At 70.7% G+C, this 20299-nt stretch carries 19 protein-coding genes; 6 read left to right on the forward strand and 13 right to left on the reverse strand.

All coding sequences use genetic code 11. The annotated features are described in order from the left end of the window. The first annotated feature begins 27 nt into the window (after positions 1 to 27). The 5 genes from tkt to pgl all read left to right on the forward strand — a co-directional run bounded on the left by tkt (position 28) and on the right by pgl (position 6747). A complete protein-coding gene (gene tkt, locus KZ829_RS09645) occupies positions 28 to 2214 on the forward strand; it encodes a transketolase (protein ID WP_220143495.1) in 2187 nt (728 codons plus the stop codon). A gap of 39 nt (positions 2215 to 2253) precedes the next feature. Then, the gene (gene tal / locus KZ829_RS09650) at positions 2254 to 3363 is read left to right on the forward strand and encodes a transaldolase (RefSeq protein ID WP_220143496.1); all 1110 of its coding nucleotides are present in this window, start codon (positions 2254 to 2256) and stop codon (positions 3361 to 3363) included. 77 nt (positions 3364 to 3440) lie between these two features. Beyond that, positions 3441 to 4958 carry a glucose-6-phosphate dehydrogenase gene (gene zwf / locus KZ829_RS09655; protein WP_183217580.1) on the forward strand — a complete coding sequence of 506 codons (1518 nt, stop codon included), beginning with the start codon at positions 3441 to 3443 and terminating at the stop codon, positions 4956 to 4958. Next, complete coding sequence (locus KZ829_RS09660; protein ID WP_220143497.1) at positions 4955 to 5938, forward strand: glucose-6-phosphate dehydrogenase assembly protein OpcA; 984 nt, start codon at positions 4955 to 4957, stop codon at positions 5936 to 5938. Before zwf ends, KZ829_RS09660 begins: the two co-directional genes overlap by 4 nt. 62 nt (positions 5939 to 6000) lie before the next feature. After that, on the forward strand, positions 6001 to 6747 hold the full coding sequence (gene pgl, locus KZ829_RS09665) for a 6-phosphogluconolactonase (protein ID WP_220143498.1): 747 nt from the start codon (positions 6001 to 6003) through the stop codon (positions 6745 to 6747). A 1224-nt stretch (positions 6748 to 7971) separates the two neighbouring features. Here pgl and KZ829_RS09670 read toward each other — a convergent pair. Genes KZ829_RS09670 through KZ829_RS09680 form a run of 3 tightly spaced genes read right to left on the reverse strand, consistent with a single transcriptional unit; the run spans position 7972 to position 9532 of the window. Then, the gene (locus KZ829_RS09670; RefSeq protein WP_220143499.1) at positions 7972 to 8439 is read right to left on the reverse strand and encodes a hypothetical protein; all 468 of its coding nucleotides are present in this window, start codon (positions 8437 to 8439) and stop codon (positions 7972 to 7974) included. Continuing rightward, entirely contained in the window at positions 8436 to 9011 is a 576-nt protein-coding gene (locus KZ829_RS09675; RefSeq protein ID WP_308285412.1) for an RNA polymerase sigma factor, read from the reverse strand. The genes KZ829_RS09670 and KZ829_RS09675 overlap by 4 nt, the downstream gene beginning before the upstream one ends. A gap of 47 nt (positions 9012 to 9058) precedes the next feature. Then, positions 9059 to 9532: a hypothetical protein gene (locus KZ829_RS09680; protein ID WP_220143500.1), complete on the reverse strand. Its 474-nt coding sequence runs from the start codon at positions 9530 to 9532 to the stop codon at positions 9059 to 9061. 106 nt (positions 9533 to 9638) lie between these two features. Here KZ829_RS09680 and KZ829_RS09685 point away from each other — a divergent pair, with 106 nt between their 5' ends. Then, entirely contained in the window at positions 9639 to 10244 is a 606-nt protein-coding gene (locus tag KZ829_RS09685) for a GNAT family N-acetyltransferase (protein WP_220143501.1), read from the forward strand. 88 nt (positions 10245 to 10332) lie between these two features. On the opposite strand, the gene KZ829_RS09690 is transcribed toward KZ829_RS09685, so the two are convergent. From KZ829_RS09690 to KZ829_RS09735, 10 genes are all read right to left on the reverse strand, one after another. Next, on the reverse strand, positions 10333 to 10674 hold the full coding sequence (locus KZ829_RS09690; RefSeq protein WP_220143502.1) for an RNA polymerase-binding protein RbpA: 342 nt from the start codon (positions 10672 to 10674) through the stop codon (positions 10333 to 10335). Positions 10675 to 10815: 141 nt separating this feature from the next. Further along, the gene (secG, locus tag KZ829_RS09695; protein WP_220143503.1) at positions 10816 to 11070 is read right to left on the reverse strand and encodes a preprotein translocase subunit SecG; all 255 of its coding nucleotides are present in this window, start codon (positions 11068 to 11070) and stop codon (positions 10816 to 10818) included. 183 nt (positions 11071 to 11253) lie between these two features. Next, the gene (gene tpiA / locus KZ829_RS09700) at positions 11254 to 12039 is read right to left on the reverse strand and encodes a triose-phosphate isomerase (RefSeq protein WP_183217564.1); all 786 of its coding nucleotides are present in this window, start codon (positions 12037 to 12039) and stop codon (positions 11254 to 11256) included. Continuing rightward, a complete protein-coding gene (locus tag KZ829_RS09705; protein ID WP_220143504.1) occupies positions 12039 to 13235 on the reverse strand; it encodes a phosphoglycerate kinase in 1197 nt (398 codons plus the stop codon). The genes tpiA and KZ829_RS09705 overlap by 1 nt, the downstream gene beginning before the upstream one ends. 8 nt (positions 13236 to 13243) lie before the next feature. After that, positions 13244 to 14245, reverse strand: a complete 1002-nt coding sequence (gene gap, locus KZ829_RS09710; protein ID WP_220143505.1) for a type I glyceraldehyde-3-phosphate dehydrogenase — start codon at positions 14243 to 14245, stop codon at positions 13244 to 13246. A gap of 318 nt (positions 14246 to 14563) precedes the next feature. Beyond that, on the reverse strand, positions 14564 to 15544 hold the full coding sequence (whiA, locus tag KZ829_RS09715) for a DNA-binding protein WhiA (protein ID WP_183217560.1): 981 nt from the start codon (positions 15542 to 15544) through the stop codon (positions 14564 to 14566). Between the two features lie 57 nt (positions 15545 to 15601). Next, entirely contained in the window at positions 15602 to 16618 is a 1017-nt protein-coding gene (locus KZ829_RS09720) for a gluconeogenesis factor YvcK family protein (protein ID WP_220143506.1), read from the reverse strand. Beyond that, positions 16615 to 17517 (reverse strand): RNase adapter RapZ, encoded by a 903-nt coding sequence (gene rapZ, locus KZ829_RS09725; RefSeq protein WP_183218345.1) that lies wholly within the window; start codon positions 17515 to 17517, stop codon positions 16615 to 16617. The genes KZ829_RS09720 and rapZ overlap by 4 nt, the downstream gene beginning before the upstream one ends. Before the next feature lie 63 nt (positions 17518 to 17580). Next, a complete protein-coding gene (gene uvrC / locus KZ829_RS09730) occupies positions 17581 to 19512 on the reverse strand; it encodes an excinuclease ABC subunit UvrC (protein ID WP_220143507.1) in 1932 nt (643 codons plus the stop codon). A gap of 99 nt (positions 19513 to 19611) precedes the next feature. Beyond that, positions 19612 to 20142, reverse strand: a complete 531-nt coding sequence (locus tag KZ829_RS09735; RefSeq protein WP_220143508.1) for a Rieske (2Fe-2S) protein — start codon at positions 20140 to 20142, stop codon at positions 19612 to 19614. Positions 20143 to 20299: the final 157 nt, after the last annotated feature.

Raw genomic sequence — 20299 nt, forward strand, 5'->3', positions numbered from 1 at the left:
CGTATGTGCCTAGGGCGTTCGCTGCGCATGCGTTTAGCCCGACTGGATAGGGTCAACTCGAAAACGGTTCCATTATTTTGCCCGAGGAGCACAACCGACGTGGCTGCCACAGATCCCGTTCTCAACTGGTCCGACCTCGACCGCAAGGCGGTGGACACCGCCCGGGTGCTGGCCATGGACGCTGTGGAGATGGCCGGCAACGGCCACCCCGGCACGGCCATGAGCCTGGCCCCGGCCGCCTACATGCTGTTCAACCGTGTGATGCGACACGACCCGACGGACCCGGAGTGGGCGGGCCGCGACCGGTTCGTGCTCTCCTGCGGTCACTCCAGCCTCACCCTTTACGTCCAGCTCTTCCTCAGTGGTTACGGCCTGGCGATCGACGACCTGAAGGCGCTGCGCCAGTGGGAGTCGCTCACCCCCGGTCACCCTGAGTACGGGCACACCCCCGGCGTCGAGGTCACCACCGGCCCGCTCGGCCAGGGCATCGGCAACGCGGTCGGGATGGCCATGTCGGCCCGCCGCCAGCGCGGCCTGCTCGACCCGGACACCGCCGCCGGTGAGTCGCCGTTCGACCACTTCGTCTACTCGATCGCCTCCGACGGCGACATCGAGGAGGGCGTGAGCCACGAGTCGAGCGCCATCGCGTCGGTGCAGAAGCTCGGCAACCTCGTGGTCATCTACGACGACAACGAGATCTCCATCGAGGACGACACCCGGATCGCCAAGAACGAGGACGTCGGCGCCCGCTACGAGGCGTACGGCTGGCACGTCCAGACGGTGAACTGGCGCGGCTCGGACCCGTACGTCGAGGACGTCGAGGAACTCTGGAACGCGATCCAGGCCGCCAAGGCGGTGACCGACAAGCCGTCGTTCATCGTCCTGAAGACGATCATCGGCTACCCCGCGCCGAAGAAGCGGAACACCGGCAAGATCCACGGCTCCGCCCTGGGCGCCGCCGAGGTCACCGCCACCAAGGAGCTGCTGGGCTTCCACGACCGGCCGTTCGCGATCGACGACGAGGTCGTCAAGTACACGCAGCAGGCCGTCGAGCGTGGCCGCGCCGCCCACACCGAGTGGCAGGCGGCGTTCGACGCCTGGGCCGCCGGCAACGCCGAGGGCAAGGCGCTCTTCGACCGGCTCGCCACCCGGACCCTGCCGGTGAACTGGCACAAGGCGCTGCCCGAGTTCCCCGCGGACCCCAAGGGCCTGGCCACCCGTGCCGCGTCCGGCAAGATCCTGGAGGCGCTCGCCCCGGTGCTGCCCGAGCTGTGGGGTGGCTCCGCCGACCTGGCGGAGAGCAACAACACCACCATGAAGGGCGAGCCGTCGTTCATCCCGGCGGAGTACTCGACCAAGGAGTTCCCGGGTCACGAGTACGGCCGCACGCTGCACTTCGGCATCCGCGAGCACGGCATGGGCTCGATCCTCAACGGCATCGCGGTGCACGGCGGCACCCGCCCGTACGGTGGCACCTTCCTGGTCTTCAGCGACTACATGCGCGGCTCGGTCCGCCTGTCCGCGCTGATGAAGCTGCCGGTCATCTTCGTCTGGACGCACGACTCGATCGGCATCGGCGAGGACGGCCCGACGCACCAGCCGATCGAGACGGTGACCGCGCTGCGCGCCATCGTCGGCCTCGACGTGGTCCGCCCGGCCGACGCCAACGAGACCGCCTACGCGTGGCGGGGCGCCCTGGAGCACACCGACCGGCCGACCGCGCTCGCGCTGACCCGGCAGAACGTGCCGACCATCGACCGTTCGAAGTACGCGTCGGCCGAGGGCACCCTCAAGGGCGGCTACATCCTCGCCGAGGCGTCCTCCGGCCACCCCGAGGTGATCCTGATCGCCAGCGGCTCCGAGGTGGCGATCGCGCTGACCGCCCGGGAGCGCCTGGAGGCCCAGGGCACCCCGGCCCGGGTCGTCTCGATGCCCTGCCAGGAGTGGTTCTTCAAGCAGGACCTGTCCTACCAGCACCACGTGCTGCCGCACGGCGTACGGGCCCGGGTCTCGGTCGAGGCCGGCATCCGGATGAGCTGGGACCGCCTGATCGGCGACGCCGGCGAGGCCGTCAGCATCGAGCACTACGGCGCCAGCGCGCCGGCCTCGGTGCTCTTCGAGCAGTTCGGGTTCACCGCTGACAACGTCGTCGCGAAGGCCCACGCCTCCCTCGCCAAGGTCGGCAAGATCCACGGCCAGAAGACCGGCAACTGACATCTATCACCCGCCACCTTCATTCAGGAGTTGAGGGAAATGACCGACAGACTTGCCGAGCTGTCCGCGCAGGGCGTGGCGGTGTGGCTCGACGACCTCTCCCGGGTGCGTCTGACCAGCGGCTCGCTGGACAGGATGCGCACCGAGCAGCACGTGGTCGGCGTGACCACGAACCCGAGCATCTTCCAGAAGGCGCTCTCCGACGCGCACGCGTACGACGAGCAGCTGCGTGACCTGGCGCTCCAGAAGGTGACGGTCGAGGAGGCCGTCCGCCTGATGACCGCCAAGGACGTGCGCTGGGCGAGCGACGTCATGCGCCCGGCGTACGACACGTCGAACGGCGTCGACGGCCGGGTGTCCATCGAGGTGGACCCGCGCAAGGCGCACGAGACCGTGTCCACGGTCGCCGAGGCGAAGACGCTGTGGTGGCTGGTCGACCGGCCCAACCTGTTCATCAAGATCCCGGCGACGCTGGCCGGCCTGCCCGCCATCACCGAGGTGCTGGCCGCGGGCATCAGCGTCAACGTCACGCTGATCTTCTCGGTCGAGCGGTACCGCGCGGTCATGGACGCGTTCCTGGCCGGCCTGGAGAAGGCGAAGGCGAACGGCCACGACCTGTCCAAGATCGGGTCGGTCGCCTCGTTCTTCGTCTCGCGTGTGGACACCGAGGTGGACAAGCGCCTCGACAAGATCGGTTCGGACGCGGCGAAGGCGCTCAAGGGCAAGGCGGCCATCGCCAACGCCCGGCTGGCGTACGAGGCGTACACCGAGGTCTTCGGCACCGACCGCTGGAAGGCCCTGGCCGCCGCCGGCGCCCACCCGCAGCGCCCGCTCTGGGCGTCGACCGGCACGAAGAACCCGGAGTTCCTCGACACCATCTACGTCGAGGAGCTGATCGCGTTCGGCACGGTGAACACCATGCCGGAGCCGGTGATCTTCGCGTACGAGGACCACGGCACCACCCGCGGCGACACCGTGACCGGCAACTTCGCGGACGCCCACCAGGCCTTCACCGACCTTGCGGCGGCCGGCATCGACTTCGCCGACGTGTTCAAGGTCCTCGAGGAGGAGGGCGTCGAGAAGTTCGAGGCGAGCTGGAACGAGCTGCTGGAGGGCGTCGCGGCGTCCCTCAAGGCGGCCGGTTCCTGACGACCAGCGTTCGCGGCCTGTCGCGGGGCTCCCGCGACAGGCCGTTCCGCCTTCGATGAAACTGGCAGGATGAGAACGTGGGTAATCCGCTGCGCACCGCACAGGACCGAAGGCTCCCACGGATCCCGGAGCCCTGCGCTCTGGTGATCTTCGGGGTCACCGGCGACCTGTCCCGAAAGAAGCTCATCCCGGCCGTGTACGACCTGGCCAACCGTGGTCTGCTTCCCCCCGGCTTCGTGGTGGTGGGCTACGCCCGCGCCGACTGGGGTGACGGCAGCTTCGAGTCGCTCGCCCACGCCGCCGCCAAGAAGGGCGCCCGGACCCCGTGGCGCGACGACGTCTGGCAGCGCCTCTCCGAGCGATTCCACTTCATTCCCGGCTCGTTCGACGACGACGAGGCCTTCGACCACCTCGCGAGCACGCTGGACGAGCTGAAGGAGCGCAACGGCATCGCCGGCAACGCGGCCTTCTACTTCTCCATCCCGCCCGCCGCCTTCCCGCTGGTGCTCAACCAGCTCAACCGCACCGGCATGGCCGACCCGTCGAAGTCCGGCGGCTGGCGCCGGGTGGTCGTGGAGAAGCCGTTCGGCCACGACTTCCAGAGCGCCGTGCAGCTCAACGAGCTCGTCGACGACGTGTTCATCCCGGAGGACGTCTTCCGGATCGACCACTACCTCGGCAAGGAGACGGTCCAGAACATCCTGGCCCTGCGCTTCGCGAACAGCCTGTTCGAGCCGGTGTGGAACTCGAAGTACGTCGACAGCGTGCAGATCACCATGGCCGAGGACGTCGGCATCGGCACCCGGGCCGCCTTCTACGACGCCTCCGGCGCCGCCCGCGACGTGCTGCAGAACCATCTGCTGCAACTGCTCGCGCTGGTCGGCATGGAGGAGCCGACGAGCTTCGACCCCCAGGAGGTACGGGCGGAGAAGCTCAAGGTCCTCAGGGCGATCAGTCTGCCGGCCGACATCACCACCGGCTCCGTCCGCGGGCAGTACCTTCCCGGCTGGGTCGCCGGCGAGCGCGCCGTGGGTTACCTGGAGGAGCCGAACATCCCGGCCGACTCCATCACCGAGACGTACGCGGCGGTCCGCCTCGGCATCCAGAACCGGCGCTGGGCGGGTGTCCCGTTCTACGTCCGGGTCGGCAAGCGGATGCCCCGCCGGGTCACCGAGATCGCGATCATGTTCAAGAAGGCGCCGCACCTGCCCTTCGACCCGGCCGACGTGGAGATGCTGGGCCACAACCAGCTGGTCATCCGGGTGCAGCCGGACGAGGGCGTGGTCCTGAAGTTCGGGTCCAAGGTGCCGGGCACGTCGATGGAGGTCCGCGACATCGCGATGGACTTCCAGTACGGCGAGGCGTTCACCGAGTCCAGCCCGGAGGCGTACGAGCGTCTGGTCCTGGACGTGCTGATCGGCGACCGGACGCTCTTCCCGGACGCCGCCGAGATCGAGCAGTCCTGGCGGGTCATCGACCCTCTGGAGGCCGCCTGGGCGGGCACGAAACCGGAGCCGTACCGGTCCGGTGAGTGGGGTCCCCGGGCTTCCGACGAGATGCTGGCGCGCGAGGGCCGCACCTGGAGGCGGGCATGATCGGTTTGTGGGACACCACCGGCAACGAGGTCGTCAAGGCCCTGGCCGCGGAGCGGCGCAGCGCCGGTGGCGTGGCCTCCGGCCTGGCACTGACCCTGGTCTCGGTGGTCGAGGAGAAGAAGGTCCGGGAGGCCGAGGCGGCGGCCACCATCGCCGCCGCCGCGCACCCCTGCCGGCTGCTCATCGTGGTCCGCTCGGACGTCGAGGGCCGCAGCCGGCTGGACGCGGAGATCGTCGTGGGCGGTCGCCTCGGCCCGGCCGAGGCGGTCGTCATGCGGATGTACGGGCGTCTCGCGCTGCACGCCGAGTCGGTCGTCATGCCGCTGCTCGCCCCGGACGTCCCGGTGGTCACCTGGTGGCACGAGGAGCCGCCGAACATGATCGCCAACGACTTCCTGGGCGTGGTCGCCGACCGGCGGATCACCGACAGCGCGCAGTCGCCCGACCCGGTGGCCGCGCTCCGGCAGCGGGCCGCCGACTACGCGCCCGGCGACACCGACCTCACCTGGACCCGGATCACGCTGTGGCGGACCCTGGTGGCCGGCGCCTTCGACAGCACCGAGGCCCGGGTCGTCGGCGCGAAGATCGTGGCGCCGGACCGTGACCCCACCGCCTGGCTCATGCTCGGCTGGCTGAAGTCCCGTCTCGGCATCGAGCCGGTGCTGGAGCACACCGACCGGGCGCCCCGGATGTACTCGGTGGAGTTGCAGTGCGAGAACGGCGACTGCGTCCGGGTCACCCGCGAGGAGGGCACGGCGCTGTTCAGCCGTACCGGCCAGGAGGACCGCTACATGCCGCTGCCGAAGCGGCCGGTCGGTGACGAGCTGGCCGAGGAGCTGCGCCGGCTGGACGCGGACCAGATCTACGCGGACGCGCTCGGCGCGATGGCCGGCATGTCCGGGCTGGAGCACCGCAACCCGAACCGGGTGCACGTCTGGAAGGATCCGGCGCTGGCCGCGATCGCCAGTTCCACCGCCTGATTTCAGCATCGGGGCCGCCCACCGCACCGCGGCGGGCGGCCTCTTCACAAGGAGAGACGCAATTGAGTGAGACCGTGGTCGTGGTGGTACCGGACGCCGACATCCTGGCGTCCACGGTGGCGGCACGTCTCGCCATCAAGATCATCGACGCGCAGGCGGTGCACGGATCGGCGAGCGTGGTGCTGACCGGCGGCCGGGTCGCGGCCAAGGTGCTGCGCGCGGTCCGCGAACTGCCGGCCTCCGCCGCCATCGACTGGTCCCGGGTGGACCTGTGGTGGGGCGACGAGCGCTACCTGCCGTCCGGCGACCCGGACCGCAACGAGACCCAGGCGCGCGACGCCCTGCTGGACAAGCTGCCGCTGGACCCGGCCCGGGTGCACGCCATGCCCGCCTCGGACGGCCCGGACGGCGCCGACGCGGTGGCCGCCGCGGCCCGCTACGCGTCCGAACTGGCCGCCGCCGCGGAACCGGGCTCCGCGCTCCCCCGATTCGACGTGCTGATGCTCGGCGTCGGCGAGGACGGGCACGTGGCGTCGCTCTTCCCCGACCACCCGGTGCTCCAGCAGACCGGCACGACGGCCGCCACCTTCGACAGCCCGAAGCCGCCGCCGGTCCGGGTCACCCTCACCCTGTCCACCATCCAGAGCGCCGACGAGGTGTGGCTGATCGCGGCCGGCCCGGACAAGGCCGCCCCCATCGGCACCGTCCTCTCCGGCGGTCATCTGCCGGCGGCGAGCGCGTCCGGCGTACAGAAGACGCTCTGGCTGCTGGACCAGGCCGCCGCGGCGAACGTGCCCACGCGGGCCTGACCACACCCTGGCCATCCCGGTCCCGGGCGCGCGACGCGCCCGGGACCGTCGCCATCCGGCCGGCATCACCCACGACCCGACGGCGACCAGCCACGCCCCGTCGCCGTCAATGGAACCTTTGTGGTCGAGGTCCGCGTTTCGCTTCCGCTTCTTTCCCGGTACGCGTGACCTCGTCCCGCCACATCTGTCCCGTCCCGTCCGGTCGGCGCGCGCTTGCTGCCCGCTTCCGCCTGTGCCGCCCCCGCCGGGCGTAGATCGGTGGCCGGGCAGGCCCGGCTGGTCGCTTCACCACCCCTGCCTGCCGCCGCTCACGGCCGAACGTCAGCTCCCGTCCCCTGCGACCCGGTCGCCCCCCGGTGGGTGGTTGCGGTGGTGCTTGCGAGGCACCCGGGTTGCCCGCTCTCGGCCGCAACGCCGGTCGCCCGGGCGGGTGGTCCAGGTCTTGCCGCCCAGGCACCCGGGTCCGCCGCTCTCGGCCGTAACGCCGGTCGCGGCGATCGTCATCCGCGGTCCCGCCAGGCCCGGCGGCCGCACACGCAAGTCGCCACGTGCGCGGCCACCACCGCTGTAGGCCATGTTGGCGACCACGACATCGCCGGCGTGTGCGCCCACCCGCCGATCGCCGTGACGGCCGCCCACCCGGTGGCTTTCGTCCGCGCCCACTCCAAACCCGACCGGTCCCACTCCGGCGTGAGCGAGGGATCCCGTTCACAGGCCTTTGTGGAGAATCTAGGTAGCTGGAGAGCCTGTTTCTTGGTTGTGGGTGCCCGCGATGCCGAGTCGCGCATTCGGATGGCTGCGGCGTCATCCCGACTCGCCGGCGATCTTGGGCGATCGTAGCCGTCGGGTCGATCTTGATTCCTGGTTGCCGTCCAGCGACAGATCATCACCCATGATCCATTTCTCCTGGAAGACCTTGGGTCATCGGATACGCCCGAGCGGCCACGATCGCCCAAGATCGCGCCACTCGGCAACAATCACCCAAGATTCACATCGACGCTCGCGGACGCTCGAACAGCCGGCGGGGACCGGCCGAATCTCGCGGCGCCCGGCCTGCCCGGGCACCGATCTACGCCCGGCGGGCGCGGCACAGGCTGGAGCGGGCAGCGAGCGCGCGCCGACCGGACGGAACGGGACAGACAAGGCGGGACGAGGTCACGCGTACCGGAAAAAGAAGCGGAAGCGAAACGCGGACCTCGACCACGAAAGATCTCTAGCCGGGCGTCACCCGCGGCCCGGCGGTGACCGATCTCGTCCCGTCGCCGTCGGCGGGGACGTCTCCGGCGCGGACGTCTCCGGCGCGGACGTCTCCGGCTTGATCCCCGTCCTCGACGGCGTGGTGGTGATCGCCCGGCTCGGCGTCGCCGGGGCCGACGAGGGCGACGGATCGGCGGGCGACGGACCGGACGGGGCGGGTGACACGGCCGGCGCGGGCGTCGACGTGCCGGGCCCGGGATCGGCGGGAAGAACCGGCGCCGGCTCGGAAGGGCCGGTGAGCAGCGTGAACCCCAGCGCCACCCCGGCGGCCGCCGTCGTGATCGCGATCGCGATCGCGGCCCACCGTCCGCGCCGCACCGGCGTACGGGCCGTGACCATCGTCGGCGGCGGCTCGAAACGCAGCCGTTCCGCGGTGATCTGCCCGGCCCGGGCCGTCAGTGCGCTGCGCAACCTGCGCTCCACCTCGTCGGTCACCGCTCCCCCAGTCGCTCGCGCAGGATCGACAGCGCCCGGTGCGCCGTCGACTTGACCGTGCCGCGGGAGACCCGCAACGTATCGGCGATCTCCCCCTCGGAGAGCTCCGACCAGTAGCGCAGCACCAGCACCTGCCGCTGCCGGGCGGTCAGGCCGCGCAGCGCCCGCATCATCTCGCGGTCGCTCTCCCCGAGCAGCGCCTCGTCCTCCGCGGCCGGGATCGCCTTCGGCGGCGGAGCGACGTAGGCGCGGGCGGTGCGGCGGCGGCGCAGCGCCGAGCGGGCCGCGTTCGTCACCCCGGTCACGAGGTACGCGTTCGGGTCCGTCACCCCGCGCAGATCCGGCCCGTGCCGCCGGTAGAGCGCTGTGAACACGTCCTGCACGACGTCCTCCGCCGTCGGCAGGTCGTCGACCATCAGCACCGCCAGCCGGACCAGGCTGAGCCGCCGGCTGTGGTACAGCTCGTTGATCGCCGGGGCCCCGCCCGGGTCGCCGCGGCCGGCCGCGCGCACCTCGGCGGACAGGCCCCGCAGCCAGGCGAACAGGGCGGGGAAGGGCAGAACGGAGAGCACAGGCGAACCTCGGGGTCAGGCGGCGGGAACGAACGGTACCCGCTGGTTCAGCGTGACCGCGACGGCGTGACGGCCGGCTTCTGCGGCGACCGGGTGGCAGCCGGCGTCTCCGGCGCCCGGGTGACGGACGGCTTTCCCGGCGTGACGGCCGGCTTCGGGGGCGCCTTGGTCACGGTGACCTTCGCGGACGGCGCCGGCGTCGGGTCCTTGTGGCCGGTGCCCGGCGCCGGGGACGCCGTCGGCTCCTGCCCGGTGACCGGCGCGGGGGACGCTGCCGGGTCGCCGGGCTCGGGCGTCGTCGCCGCGCCGCTGGGGCTCGGGGCGGGCTCCGTCGTCGCCTCGCCGCTGGGGCTCGGGACCGGCTCCGCCGTCGCCTCGGTGGCGGTCGGCGCGGTGACCGCCGGGGACGGCTTCGGGGTGGGCGCGGCGTCGTCGGCGAACGCGGCGGCCGACAGCCCGCCGATCCCCAGCACGGCCGCCGCGCCGAGGGTGAGGCTCAGGCCACGGGTCGAGATACGCATCGGGACTCTCCTGATCATCGGTGCCTTGTCGCAGGAGTAGACGCGTGGCCCAGCGAAAGGTTGGCGCTCCGACTGTGATCGCCGCCACAGTCCTAGACTCGCCGGGATGCAGCCGATGATCCGCGCCTACCGGCCCAGCGACCTCGACGCGATCTACGACATCTGTGTGCGCACCGCCGCGTCCGGTGGCGACGCACGCGGCAGGCACAGCTCCGACCGCCTGCTCGGCGACGTCTGGGCCGTCCCCTACGTGATCCGGGAGCCGGAGCACGCGCACGTGCTCGACGACGGGACCGGCGCGGCGGTCGGCTACATCCTGGGCACGGCGGACACCCCGGCGTTCGTCGAGTGGTACCGCTCGGAGTGGTTACCCGCCACCGTCGACAGGTTCGCGGCGGACGATCCGCGCGACACCGGCCTTCTCGCGGTGCACCGCGACCCGGACCGGATGCTACGGCCGGAGTTCGGACCCTATCCGGCGCATCTGCACATCGACCTGCTGCCGGAATGGCAGGGCCGCGGCCTGGGCCGTGGGCTGATGGGGGCCTTCCTGGACGGTCTGCGCGCGGCCGGGGTCGCGGGGGTGCATCTCGGCATGGCCGCGGAGAATCACGGCGCCTACGCCTTCTACCGCCGGCTGGGCTTCGAGGACCTGACGATCGCCGACGCCGGCGCCCGGTTCGTGGCCCGCGACACCAGCCCGCTGGCCTGAGCGGACACCCCGGCCCGGTAAGAAGAACCGGCCTGGCGTGAACGGTGAGGAGCGCACCGGCCGCCCCGCTCGGCCGGTGCGCTTTCGATCATTCGCCGCGCCGCTGGCGGACCTTGGCGAGCGCCTCGGCGAGAATCGCCGCGGCATCCTCCTCGGAGCGCCGTTCCTTCACATATGCCAGATGCGATTTGTACGGCTCGGTGCGCGCCCGCCCCGGCGGGTTGGAACTGTCGAGCCCGGCGGGCTGACCGCAGCGCGGACAGTCCCAGGTCTCGGGGATCGCGGCCTCGGCCGCGAACCAGATGATGCTGTCGTGTCCGGCCGAGCAGAAATAGGTCACCTGCCGGCGCGGAGCGGGTTCGGTGCGCTCGTCGGGTCGCATCGGGCTGGACCCGATACGGCTGCCGCGGATAGCGCTGCCACTGGACACGGACGTCACTCCTGTCTCGAGGGGCCTCGAAGGTCCGTCCGGCTCGAAGCGGAGATGAGGAGCAAACCGGACGGTGATGACAAAAAACCGCGCGGCCGGAGAAACCGGCCGCGCGGCAGATTCTACGACTACGAGCCGCCGTCAGGCAGCCAGCTCCAATTTGAGCCAGAAGCCCAGCCCGACGATGCAGGCGAACCAGATGATTCCCACCAGAACGGTGTACCGGTCCAGGTTCTTCTCGGCGACCGAGGAGCCCGCCAGACTGGAGCTGACGCCACCACCGAACATGCTGGACATACCGCCGCCCTTGCCCCGGTGGAGAAGGATCAGCAGAGTCAGCAAAAAGCTGGTGATGATCAGCAACACGATCAACGTGTAAGCGAACGCGATCGGCATCGTCGGGTTCATTCCTCTCGAAGGGCACAGCAGCGGTCCCACAATAGCGGGTGCCCGGCCGATTCATACGGCCGGGCACGCGCTATTTACAGCGAACCATTTTCAACCTGGCATCGGGCCGCCCGGCGCAAGGCCATCGACCGCTCACGGTGAGTCCGGCCTCGCCAGGTTGAAAAAAGTTCGTCAGCGTGCGACGTGCTCCGGGAAACGCACGATGGAGACGAACTCCTCGGCGTCCAGGCTCGCGCCGCCGACCAGCGCGCCGTCCACGTCCGGCTGCGCCATGATCTGGGCGATGTTCGCCGCCTTGACCGAGCCGCCGTACTGGATACGGACGACATCGGCCACCTCGGCGCCGAACTTCTCCACCAGCCGCGCCCGGATCGCGCCACAGACCTCCTGCGCGTCGTCCGGGGTCGCCGTCTTGCCGGTGCCGATCGCCCACACCGGCTCGTACGCGATCACGATCTGCTGGAGCTGCTCAGTCTTGAGCCCCTCCAGCCCCGCGTCGACCTGGGCGAGCACGTGCTCGACCTGGTTGCCGGCCTCACGGATGTCGAGTCCCTCGCCGACGCAGAAGATCGGAACGAGACCGGCCGCGAAGGCCGCCTTGTTCTTCGCGTTGATCAGCTCGTCGCTCTCGTTGTGGTACTCGCGGCGCTCGGAGTGCCCGATAACCGCGTACGAGCAGCCCAGCTTCGCGAGGAAGGCGCCGGCGATCTCACCGGTGTACGCCCCACCGGCGTGCGGCGACACGTCCTGCGCGCCGTACTTGATCTTCAGCTTGCCGTCCGCGATCACCGACTCGACGGTGCGCAGGTCGGTGAACGGCGGCAGGACGACCGTCTCGACGGCCTCCAACTGCTCGGCGGTCAGGCTCGCGGCCAGCTTCTGCACCAGGAGATTCGCCTCGAAGTGGTTGAGGTTCATCTTCCAGTTGCCGGCGATGATCGGCTTACGGGTCGTCATCACTTCTCCAGTGCGGCGACGCCCGGCAGCGTCTTGCCTTCGAGGTACTCCAGGGACGCGCCCCCGCCGGTGGAGATGTGGCCGAACGCGGACTCGTCCAGGCCGAGGGTGCGGACCGCCGCCGCCGAGTCACCGCCGCCGACGACCGAGAAGCCGTCGATCTTGGTGATCGCCTCCGCCACGCCACGGGTGCCCGCGGCGAACGGGGCGAGCTCGAAGACGCCCATCGGGCCGTTCCAGAACACGGTCTTCGCTCCCGCGACCGCCTCAGCGAACAGCGAGGTGGACTCGGGGCCGATGTCCAGGCCGAGCCGGTCCGCCGGGATCTCCGACACGGAGACCACATCGTGCGCCGCGTCAGCCGAGAACTCGGCGGCCGCGACGACGTCGACGGGCAGGACGATCCGGCCCTGCGCCTGCTCCAGCAGATCGGCGCACACGGAGATCATCTCGGCCTCGAGCAGCGACTTACCGACCTCGTGGCCCTGGGCCTTGAGGAAGGTGAAGCACATGCCGCCGCCGACCAGCAGCTTGTCGACCTTGGGCAGGAGCGCCTGGATGACGGCCAGCTTGTCGGAGACCTTGGAGCCGCCGAGCACGACCACGTAGGGCTGCTCGGGCGTCTCCGACACCTTGCGCAGGACCTCGACCTCCTTGAGGACGAGACCACCGGCGTAGTGCGGCAGGCGAGCCGGAACGTCGTACACCGAAGCGTGCTTGCGGTGCACGGCGCCGAAGGCGTCATCGACGTAGGAGTCCGCGAACGCCGCCAGCTCGTCGGCGAAAGCGCCCCGGACCGCGTCGTCCTTCGAGGTCTCACCCTCGTTGAACCGCAGATTCTCCAGCAGCAGCACCTGGCCGTCCTGGAGGGACTCCACCGCCTGCTTCGCCTCCGGGCCGACGGTGTCGTCAGCGAAGACCACCGACGAACCGAGCAGCTCGGCGAGCCGCGTCGCGACCGGCCGCAGGGTGAACTTGGGGTCCGGCGCGCCCTTCGGGCGGCCCAGGTGGGACGCCACGATCACGCGAGCGCCCGCGTCACGCAGGGCGATCAGCGTCGGCAGCACCGCGCGGGCGCGTCCGTCGTCGCTGATTACACCCGGGTTGGCTTTGTCGAACGGGACGTTCAGGTCGGCGCGCACGAACACGCGCCGACCCGAGACACCCTCGCCGAGCAGGTCGTCGAGAGTCTTCATGATGAGAATCAGGCTCCGACGAGCTTGACCAGGTCGACGAGGCGGTTCGAGTAGCCCCACTCGTTGTCGTACCAGCCGACGACCTTGACCTGGTTGCCGCCGATGACCTTGGTGAGGCCGGCGTCGAAGATGCAGGAACCCGGGTCGGTGACGATGTCGGCCGACACGATCGCGTCCTCGGTGTAGACCAGGATGCCCTTGAGCGGGCCCTCGGCGGCGGCCTTGATCGCGGCGTTGACCTCCTCGACCGTGGTGTCACGGGCGGCGGTGAAGGTCAGGTCGGTGGCCGAGCCGGTGGGGATCGGCACCCGGAGCGCGAAGCCGTCCAGCTTGCCCTTCAGCTCCGGCAGCACCAGGCTGACGGCCTTGGCGGCACCGGTCGAGGTGGGGACGATGTTCAGCGCGGCGGCGCGGGCGCGACGGAGGTCGCTGTGCGGGCCGTCCTGCAGGTTCTGGTCCTGGGTGTACGCGTGGATCGTGGTCATCAGACCCTTTTCGATCCCGATCGTGTCGTTCAGGACCTTCGCCATCGGGGCGAGGCAGTTGGTGGTGCAGGAGGCGTTCGAGATGATGGTGTGCTTCGCACCGTCGTAGAGGCCGTCGTTGACGCCCATCACGATGGTGATGTCCTCGTTCTTGGCCGGAGCCGAGATGATGACCTTCTTGGCACCCTTGTCGATGTGCGCCTTGGCCTTGGTGGCGTCGGTGAAGAAGCCGGTCGACTCGATCACGACGTCGGCACCGAGGTCGCCCCAGGGCAGGTTGTTCGGGTCGCGCTCGGCGAACGCCTTGATGGTCTTGCCACCGACGGTGATCTCGTCCGCCGACGCCTTGACCTCCTGGCCCAGGCGGCCCAGGATGCTGTCGTACTTCAGCAGGTGAGCCAGCGTGGCGTTGTCGGTCAGGTCGTTCACGCCGACGATCTCGATGTCGGCGCCGGAGGCGAGAACCGCCCGGAAGAAGTTACGACCGATACGGCCGAAGCCGTTGATGCCAACCCGGATGGTCACAGGTGGTCTCCTCGTTTCGGTCCGCCGGATTCTGCGACCGGCGGAGGGGTCTGCATGCCGACCGTATGAGCGGCCGACATAGGCGTCCGGCCGCCACACCCAGACTTTCGATGACGGGGGCTCGGCCGAACTGCCGGCAGCGTCGCCGTCATCCGCGACACTATCCGAGTCCGCACGCCCCCGAAGCGGCGGGGCGCGACCTGAACGTTACCTAAACGGATCACCGCGACGTTGCCTAACGACGTCATCAGCCTCGCCCCTCCGGCCATACCCGATAAGGACCGAAGGTCCCTCGATGGGCGTGATCGGCATCACCTGTCAGCAGGCCATCATCTCTGGTGTGACAGCGGCCTCAGTGTCCGGAATACCGAGATCCCGGGCGCGCTTGTCGGCCAGCGCCAGCAGCCGCCGGATCCGGCCGGCGATCGCGTCCTTGGTCAGCGGGGGATCGGCCAGGGCGCCCAGCTCCTCCAGGGAGGCCTGACGGTGCTCCAGGCGCAGCCGGCCCGCCGAGGTGAGGTGGTTCGGCGCGTCGTCGGCGAGGATCTCCAGCGCCCGGGTGACCCGGGCCGCGGCCGCGACCGCCGCGCGGGCCGAGCGGCGCAGGTTCGCGTCGTCGAAGTTGGCCAGCCGGTTCGCGGTGGCGCGCACCTCACGGCGGACCCGGCGCTCCTCCCAGGCCAGCACGCTGGAGTGGGCGCCGACCCGGGTGAGCAGCGCGGCGATCGCGTCGCCGTCCTTGATCACGACCCGGTCGACACCGCGCACCTCACGGTCCTTGGCGGTGATGCCGATCCGGCGGGCCGCGCCACGCAGCGCGAGCGCCGCCTCCGGCCCCGGGCAGGTGATCTCCAGGGCGCTGGAGCGGCCCGGCTCGGTGAGCGAGCCGTGCGCCATGAACGCGCCCCGCCAGGCCGCCACCGAGCAGCACACGTTGCCGCTGACCACGTGCTGCGGCAGGCCCCGCACCGGGCGGCCGCGCACGTCGAGCAGGCCGGTCTGGCGGGCCAGCACCTCGCCGTCCTTGACGATCCGCACGATGTAGTGGCTGCCCTTGCGCAGGCCGCCGGACGCCAGGACATGCACCTCGCTGGGGTAGCCGTACACGTCGGCGATCTCCCGCCGCAGCCGCCGGGCCACCGCGCCGGTGTCCAGCTCCGCCTCCACGACCACCCGGCCGGAGACGATGTGCAAACCTCCGGCGAAGCGCAGCAAAGCCGCCATCTCCGCCCGGCGGCAGCAGGGCTTGGGCACGTCGACCCGGCTCAGCTCGTCCTTGACCGCTGCCGTCATCGCCATCGTGTTGTCACCTCATGCGCCGGATCTTGAACAGTGTGTGCCCCACTACGTCAGTTATCAACGAGTGGCGCCCAATACTGGCACCAGGGCGGCGCCCAATGCCTCAGGATCATGCCGTGGGCTTCCGTCGGCAACGGCCACCGGCACCAGAACCAGCTCGGCACCGAGCTCCTGAGCGGCCGCGCGGACCGGTTCCGGTTCCCCGGCCCACTTGACGTCGGCCAGCACGGTGTCCACCCGGAGCGAGGGAAGGTACCAGTGCAGGGCGGCCAGGTGATCGGCGGTGGAGAGCCCGATCGTCTCCTTGTCCGGGCTGAGGTTCAGCGTGACCAGCCGGCGGGCCGGGCTCGCCACGATCGCCTCGGCGAGCCGTGGCACCAGCAGGTGCGGCAGGACGCTCGTATACCAGCTACCGGGGCCGAAGATCAGCCAGTCGGCCTCCCGGACCGCGGTGATCGCCTCGGGGCAGGCCGGCGGATCCGCCGGGTCCAGCCGCACCGCCTCCACCCGGCCCTCGGCCACGGCCACCGAGTGCTGCCCGCGGACCGTCTCGCGGGAGCCGTCGGCGTGCACCACATCGGCCTCTATCCCGACCGCGTGCAGCGCCATCGGGAGCACCCGGCCCTGCGCGCCGACCATCTCGGCGGCGTGGTCCAGTGCGGCGACCGGGTCGCCGAGCATCTCGATCAGACCGAGCAGCAGCAGGTTGCCCACCGTGTGCCCGGCCAGGGTGTCCTTGCTGCGGTCGGCGCGCCGCTCGAGCCGCGGGCCGCGGCCGACCACGGACTCCCGCGCCGCGGTCGTCATCGCCGCGAAGCGGTGCTGCATCAGGGTCGCGGTGAGCCGGTGCGCGGGATGGTCGGCGGCCAGCGCGGCGAGCGCCTGGCGCAGGTCGCCCGGGGGCAGCAGCGCGTCCCGTTCGACGCGCAGGCGGCCACTGGAGCCGCCGTCGTCGCCGACCGTCACGATCGCGGTGATCTCCAGATCCAGGTCCCGGGCGCTGTGCCGCAGTGCGCGCAGCGAGGCGCTCAGCCCATGTCCGCCGCCGAAGGCGACCACCCGGATCGCCGTCACTCGCGCCCCAGGTCACGATGCGACGTGTGGGCGGACAGTCGCATCGCGCTGAGCCGGGAGGTGAGCTCCTCGGCGATCGCGACGCTGCGGTGCTTGCCCCCGGTGCACCCGATGGCGACGGTCAGATAGCGCTTGCCCTCGCGCTCGAAGCCCGGGGCGGTGGCGGCGATCAGCCCGGCGTACGTCGCGACGAAGTCGGTCGCGCCCTCCTGACCCAGGACGTAGCCGCTCACCCCCTCCTCCAGGCCGGTGTGCTCACGCAGCTCGGGCACCCAGAACGGGTTGGGCAGGAACCGCGCGTCCAGCACGTAGTCGGCGTCCGGCGGCAGGCCGTACTTGAAGCCGAAGGAGAGCACGGTGATCCGCAGCTTGCGCGAGTCCTCACCGCCGAACAGCTCCTCGACCCGGCGGCGGAGCTGGTTCACGTTCAGGTGACTGGTGTCGATGATCACATCGGACTGCTCGCGGGCCTCCTCGAGCAGTTTGCGCTCGGCCGCGATGCCGTCGGCCAGCCGCCCGTCGCCCTGTAGCGGGTGCGAGCGCCGCACCGACTCGAAGCGCCGGATCAGCACCTCGTCGTCGGCGTCCACGAACACGACGCGGGGCGAGAAGCCCCGCTCCTTGAGCGCGCGGACCGCGCCGGTCAGGTCGGTGGAGAAGGCGCGGCTGCGCACGTCCAGCACCATGGCGGTACGCCGGGCCGCTCCCCCGGCGGCGAAGGCCAGCTCGGCCATCTCCAGCATCAGGGCCTGCGGCAGGTTGTCGACCACGTAGAAACCGACGTTCTCCAAGGCTCGCGCCACCGTGCTGCGCCCACCGCCGGAGAGCCCGGTCACCACCACCAGGTCTGTCCCGGCCTCGTCGGGCTCCAGCACCTCGTCGGATCCGAGGTCCGGCATCGCTTCGGTCACGCACGCCTCCTGTGTCGATATCGCGGACACAACATGGTAGGCCGGGGAACGTTACCGCTCTCCAGTCTTCCCCGAGTCGGGTGAACGCAGGGCCGCCAGAACCGATTCCGCCGTCCGCAGGCCGATGCCGGGCACCTCTGCGATCTCCTCCGGGGTGGCCTCGGCGATGCGCTTCATCGACCCGAAGTGCCGCAGCAGCGCCTTGCGCCGCACCTCGCCCAGCCCGGCCACCTCGTCCAGCGCGGACGCCGTCATCCGCTTGGAGCGGCGCTGCCGGTGGAAGGTGATCGCGAAGCGGTGCGCCTCGTCACGGACCCGCTGCAACAGGTAGAGCGCCTCCGAGGTCCGCGGGAGGATCACCGGGAAGTCGTCGGCCGGCAGCCACACCTCCTCCAGCCGCTTGGCCAGCCCGCACAGCGCCACGTCGGTGACGCCCATCTCGGCGAGCACCGCGGCGACCGCGTTGACCTGCGGCTGGCCACCGTCCACCACGATCAGCTGAGGTGGGTAGGCGAATCTGCGCGGCTTGCCGGTCAGCGGGTCGATGCCGGGAAGGTCGGCGTCGTCGGGCTGTTCGAGAGCCTTGAACCGGGCGAACCGCCGCCGCATCACCTCGCTCATCGCCGAGAGGTCGTCGGTGCCGCTGCCGTCCGGGTTGCCGCGCACGATGAAGCGGCGGTACTCGCTCTTGCGCTCCAGCCCGTCCTCGAAGACCACCATCGAGGCGACCACGTCGGTGCCCTGGATCTGCGACACGTCGAAGCACTCGATGCGCAGCGGCACCCCCTCCATCCCGAGGGCCTCGGAGATCTCCTCGAGCGCCCGGCTGCGGGTGGTCAGGTCGCCGGCACGGCGCAGCTTGTGCCGTTGCAGCACCTCGGCGGCGTTGCGGGCGACGGTCTCCATGAGCGTCTTCTTGTCGCCGCGCTGGGGCACGCGCAGGCTGACCCGGCTGCCCCGGTGCGCGGACAGCCAGTCGGCGAGCGCGTCGGCGTCGTCGGGCAGGTCGGGCACCAGCAGCTCACGGGGGACGTCGGTCTCGCCGTGCTCCTCGCCGTACATCTGTGTGCAGAAGTGGTGCACCAGGTCGCCGGTGGACAGCTCCTCGACCTTCTCCACCACCCAGCCGCGCTGGCCCCGCACCCGGCCCCCGCGCACGTGGAAGACCTGCACGGCGGCCTCCAGCGGGTCGTCGGCGAAGGCCACGATGTCGGCGTCGGTGCCGTCGCCGAGCACCACGGTCTGCTTCTCCAGGGCCCGGCGCAGCGCCACCAGGTCGTCGCGCAGCCGGGCCGCGCGCTCGAACTCCAGATCCTCGGAGGCGCGCAGCATCTCCCGCTCGACCCGCTTCAGGAACTGGTCGGTCCGCCCGGCCATGAAGTCGCAGAACTCGTCGACGATGCCGCGGTGCTCCTCGGCGGTGACCCGGCTCACGCACGGCGCCGAGCACTTGCCGATGTCGCCGAGCAGGCACGGCCGGCCGATCTGGTGGGCCCGCTTGAACACCCCGGCCGAGCAGGTCCGTGCCGGGAAGACCCGTAGCAGCAGGTCGAGCGTCTCGCGGATGGCCCAGGCGTGCGAATAGGGGCCGAAGTAGCGGACGCCCTTGCGCTTGACGCCGCGCATCACCTGGAGGCGCGGGAACTCCTCGTCGAGGGTGACGGCGAGGAACGGGTACGACTTGTCGTCCCGGTACTTCACGTTGAACCGCGGGTCGAACTCCTTGATCCAGGAGAACTCCAGCTGGAGGGCCTCGACCTCGGTGCCGACGGTCACCCAGTCCACGCCGGCGGCGGTGGTGACCATCTGCTGGGTCCGCGGGTGCAGTGTCCACACGTCGGCGAAATACGAATTCAGCCGGCTGCGCAGGCTCTTCGCCTTGCCGACGTAGATCACCCGGCCGGCCGGATCGCGGAAGCGGTAGACACCGGGAGCGTCCGGGATGGTACCCGGCGCCGGGCGGTACGTGGACGGGTCCGACACAACTCCAACACTAGTGCCAGGGACTGACAGAATTGCCCGACCGGACGTCCGGTGCCGCCGCCACGGCGCCGGACCTCCGGCCTTGAGAACGAGGCGGGATCAGGCCGCGGTCACCACGTTGTCGCCGTCCACGTCGATCGCCACCGCGGCCAGCGGCTGACCGGCCGGGCCCGAGGTCGGGGCGCCGTCCTCGATCGAGAAGAGGCTGTTGTGGCACTTGCAGATGATCGAGCCGTCCTTGATCACGGAGACCTTGCAGCCCTGGTGGGTGCACACGTTGCTGAACGCCTTGTAGTTGCCCTCGGTGGGCTGTGTGACGACCACCTCGTCCAGGATGACGCCGCTGCCGACCGCCACCTTCGACGTCGCCACCAGCACGTTGCCGCTGCCGCCACCGGTGTTGCCGCCGGCGTCACCGCTGTCGCCGGCGTCGGCACTTCCGGCCGGGACCGGGTTGTCACCGAAGTCCGTGCCGTTCGGGTTGGTCCCGCTGGTGCCGGTGCCGCAGGCCGAGAGGACCGCGGTCGCGCCGACCGCGCCGGCACCCATCAGGACGACGCGCCGGGACGAGGCGGTGCCCGGTCGGTCCTGCTGGATCTCGGCGTCGGTCCTCGGCTGCACGTCAGTCATTTGTCGCCCTCCACTACCTGTTCTCTGCCGCCAATGTCACGCGGAGTCGCCCCGGGGTACGGATCAGATGCCGTGATCAGTTCAACGGTCCCGAGTGAGATTTTCCCGCTTTCTCCACGTTCGCCCGACCGGTTTGTCAGGTGCCGACAAACAGCGC

It is taken from the genome of Actinoplanes hulinensis (assembly GCF_019429605.1).
GTDB classification, from domain to species: Bacteria; Actinomycetota; Actinomycetes; order Mycobacteriales; family Micromonosporaceae; genus Actinoplanes; species Actinoplanes campanulatus.

Coding starts and splice junctions, on each gene's coding strand:
- tpiA (WP_183217564.1), bottom strand. CDS start 12,039: ATGACGACCCGTAAGCCGATCATCGCCGGCAACTGGAAGATGAACCTC.
- KZ829_RS09705 (WP_220143504.1), bottom strand. CDS start 13,235: ATGAAGACTCTCGACGACCTGCTCGGCGAGGGTGTCTCGGGTCGGCGC.
- KZ829_RS09680 (WP_220143500.1), bottom strand. CDS start 9,532: ATGCGTATCTCGACCCGTGGCCTGAGCCTCACCCTCGGCGCGGCGGCC.
- secG (WP_220143503.1), bottom strand. CDS start 11,070: ATGCCGATCGCGTTCGCTTACACGTTGATCGTGTTGCTGATCATCACC.
- whiA (WP_183217560.1), bottom strand. CDS start 15,544: ATGGCGATGACGGCAGCGGTCAAGGACGAGCTGAGCCGGGTCGACGTG.
- rapZ (WP_183218345.1), bottom strand. CDS start 17,517: ATGCCGGACCTCGGATCCGACGAGGTGCTGGAGCCCGACGAGGCCGGG.
- KZ829_RS09685 (WP_220143501.1), top strand. CDS start 9,639: ATGCAGCCGATGATCCGCGCCTACCGGCCCAGCGACCTCGACGCGATC.
- tkt (WP_220143495.1), top strand. CDS start 28: ATGCGTTTAGCCCGACTGGATAGGGTCAACTCGAAAACGGTTCCATTA.
- KZ829_RS09735 (WP_220143508.1), bottom strand. CDS start 20,142: ATGACTGACGTGCAGCCGAGGACCGACGCCGAGATCCAGCAGGACCGA.
- tal (WP_220143496.1), top strand. CDS start 2,254: ATGACCGACAGACTTGCCGAGCTGTCCGCGCAGGGCGTGGCGGTGTGG.
- KZ829_RS09660 (WP_220143497.1), top strand. CDS start 4,955: ATGATCGGTTTGTGGGACACCACCGGCAACGAGGTCGTCAAGGCCCTG.